Origin of the sequence: Microvirga massiliensis, assembly GCF_001006805.1 — a bacterium.
Taxonomy (GTDB): Bacteria; Pseudomonadota; Alphaproteobacteria; order Rhizobiales; family Beijerinckiaceae; genus Microvirga; species Microvirga massiliensis.
In genome coordinates, this window is sequence record NZ_LN811354.1 from 498208 (window position 1) to 501486 (window position 3279).

Annotated in this window: 3 protein-coding genes; all 3 read left to right on the plus strand. The window is 66.5% G+C overall.

What is annotated here, in order from left to right; translation table 11 throughout:
- The first annotated feature begins 396 nt into the window (after positions 1 to 396).
- The 3 genes from BN1233_RS18345 (at position 397) to BN1233_RS18350 (ending at position 2962) form a co-directional block, all read left to right on the plus strand.
- Complete coding sequence (locus tag BN1233_RS18345) at positions 397 to 1464, plus strand: glycosyltransferase family 4 protein (protein ID WP_046864989.1); 1068 nt, start codon at positions 397 to 399, stop codon at positions 1462 to 1464.
- 223 nt (positions 1465 to 1687) lie between these two features.
- Complete coding sequence (locus tag BN1233_RS47060) at positions 1688 to 1894, plus strand: hypothetical protein (RefSeq protein ID WP_147707372.1); 207 nt, start codon at positions 1688 to 1690, stop codon at positions 1892 to 1894.
- A gap of 171 nt (positions 1895 to 2065) precedes the next feature.
- Positions 2066 to 2962, plus strand: a complete 897-nt coding sequence (locus BN1233_RS18350; RefSeq protein WP_046864990.1) for a BON domain-containing protein — start codon at positions 2066 to 2068, stop codon at positions 2960 to 2962.
- The last annotated feature ends 317 nt before the right edge of the window (positions 2963 to 3279 follow it).

Sequence of the window (3279 nt, forward strand, 5' to 3'; positions counted from 1 at the left end):
TGCCGCAAGCACCCGGCTCTTACTGAGTGACGCACCTCTCGCGCGAGTCTGCGTCATTCGTATGGGCACGCCGTCGCAAGAATGACCAAGCGATCAGCCTCGAAAGGCGGTGCAAGAGCCGGGGAACTGCCCGCGCGTGTGGTCGTTGGCTTTGTAGCTCGGCGCGCCCCGGCAGGCCTGATCACCCTAGACCGGAGCCTAGAGGCTCCCACGCCGATGAAAGGCCTCGCCCACAGGCGGGGCCTTTCCGTTGCTGCGAGCGGGCGACGGGGCTCAGCGTTCCGGACTGTCGCAACACACCGGCCGGGAACCCGGCTTCTCCTCGCAGGGTTCTCTCCTGGAGCAGTCACCACAAAGGATGTCAGAGCCGCGGGGGCGCTCCGGCAAGATGTTGCAATGCGCATTGCCCAGATCGCGCCGCTGGCCGAGGCAGTTCCCCCGAGGCTCTATGGCGGCACAGAACGAGTCGTCTCCTGGCTCACGGAGGAACTCGTCGCGCAAGGTCACGAGGTGACGCTGTTCGCGAGCGGCGACTCCCGCACCACAGCCCACCTTGTGCCCTGTGCGCCGCAAGGCCTGCGCCTCTCCGGAATCCGCTGCCCGATCGCCTCGCATCTCGTGATGCTCAACGAGGTGCGCCGGCGCGCAGATCAGTTCGACATCCTCCATTTCCATGTCGATCTGCTCCAGCATGCGCTGTTCCGGGACCTCGCCCACAAATGCGTCACGACCCTGCACGGCCGCTTGGACTTGCCGGACTTCCACCCGATCTACCGCGTCTTTCCGGAGATGCCGCTGGTCTCGATCTCCGACAGCCAGCGTGCGCCCATGCCCCCGAACCTGAACTGGCTCGCCACGATCCATCATGGCCTGCCGGCGACGGCCTATCCCTTCCATCCGAGCGGAGGTGATTACCTCGCCTATCTCGGCCGGATCGCGCCCGAGAAGCGTCCCGACCGGGCGATTGAGATCGCCACGCGCGCCGGCGTGCCGTTGCGGATCGCCGCCAAGGTGGACCCGGTCGATCGCGCGTATTTCGAGGAGAGCATTCGGCCGCTGCTGGACCATCCGCTCGTCGAGTTCATCGGCGAGATCGACGAGCACGCGAAGCGCGATTTCTTGGGCCATGCCTTGGCGCTGCTGTTTCCGATCGACTGGCCAGAGCCGTTCGGCCTCGTGATGATCGAGGCGATGGCCGCGGGCACGCCGGTGATCGCCTGGCGCAACGGCTCCGTGCCGGAGATCATCGCGGACGGCATCTCTGGAGTGATCGTGGCCTCGATCGAGGAGGCCGTGACGGGCGTCGAGAGGGTGTGGGCGCTGAGCCGTGCCGCGGTGCGGGCCCGCTTCGAGGCCCGCTTCACGGCTCGCCGGATGGCGCAGAATTACTTGACTGCCTATGAGCGTCTCTTGAGAGCGCCAAAGCGCGGCCAGACCTTCGCGGACGAGATGGCGGTCGTCTAGCACAGCACCTGTGGGGGTTGATCGTAGGGCGTTTGATCCTTGCTCAACTGCTCTTCGGCAGGCGATGGGCGTGGATGGCGGCCGGCTCTGCTCGCAGCCTGCGCAGCTTGGCCCGCCAGGCTGCGCGTCTCTTCGACGTGATCAGTTTTCGTCCAGTGGCGGGGATTGGCACAACATCTGCTTAACGGATCAGGTCCAACTTACGCGGACAGGGGACCTGACCATGCGCAAGCGCTCTCGACGACCAGCCACAGCACCCTCCCTCCAGTGCCATGCGAGCATTGCGGCCGCGCTTGGGGCCGTGCTCCTGCGCCATCCCGACGAGGCGCAGCGCTTTGGCGTGGCCTGTATCCCCGTCAGGGGACATGACGGGAGCTGCTGGATCTGGCCACTCGAGGCGTCGTTCGTGGACGCGATCCAGCGCCGCTAATCCCTTTCCGGCCCGCGCACCTGACTGCCCTTTAGGACAGCGCGAGCAGCCCCGTCCGGTGCCCATCCTTTAAGCGCTCCGGGGCCGGAACGCACGACTCTTCCTCGCGTTCGCCTTGTGGCTGTCCTTGTGACGGCCTCTTCGTGTTGCCTCAAGAGGAGGACACCAACCATGGCAAACGGTGATCGCTGGAGGAACGAACAGGATCGGTATGGCTCTCGGGATGACGAGCGCGACCGCTGGCGCAGCGAGCGCGAGTCCCGGGACTTCGAGCGCGAGGGCCGCGGCTTCAGCAGCGGCTACGCCAGTGAGGGGCGTGGCTTCGGAGCCGGGGCGTATCGCGAGGGCGGCCGCTTCGGGGGCTCCCGGGGCGGCGAGGATGACGGGCGCGGCTATCGCGGTGAGAGCCGCGGCGGCTACGGGGGCAGTGGCCCCGGGCGCGAGGAGTATGGCCGCGGCGGGGGTTACAGCGGCGGCTTCGCGGGCGGCTTCGGGCGCGAGGAGTATGGCCGCGGCGGCTTCGAACGTGGTCCCGGGAGCTGGAGTGAGGGGCGCTCCAGCGACTACGGGCGTGAAGGCTTCGGCCGCGGCGCGCGGGATTGGAGCTCCGGGGATTATGGCCGCGGCGAGGAGCGCGGCTTCTGGGATCGCGCTTCGGACGAGGTGTCGTCCTGGTTCGGGGATGAGGACGCGGAACGGCGGCGCCGGGAGGACATGCGCGGCGAGCATCGCGGGCGGGGTCCGAAGAACTACACGCGCTCGGATGATCGCATCCGCGAGGACGTGAACGATCGCCTCAGCGATGATCCGTTCGTTGATGCCTCGGAGGTCGAGGTGCAGGTCTCGGGCTGCGAAGTCACGCTGTCGGGCACGGTCGACAGCCGCGAGGCCAAGCGCCGGGCCGAGGACATCGCGGAACGGGTCTCCGGCGTGAAGCACGTCCAGAACAACCTCCGGGTCCAGCAACAGCGGGGCACCGGCATGACGGGCATTCAGACGACCGGTACCCCGACTGGCACACAGTCAACAGGCACATCCACTATGACAGGCTCCCGCCAGACCGTCTGATTGCCTATGTGCGAGCGCCCTGGGACGTTCCCAGGGCGCCTCTCTATGTCGATGGCGGCTGCGAGCCTTGGGATCAATGCTGAAATCAGGTCCGAAGATCTCCGGCGTGTGGCGAGATCACCGGTACTCTTTTGCACGATGCAAGAAGGTCCGAGTCGTGAGTCGACCCGAATGTCTGCCGCCATAGGCGTGTATCCGATCCACGGCCGCTCGCGCGTCCAAACCTGCGCCAATTCAACGAAGATCTTTCTGCGCAATTTGCAGACTGCCGCCTCATCAGAATCCGTGAGCAGACAGCCGGATGAAGTCTCCCGGAA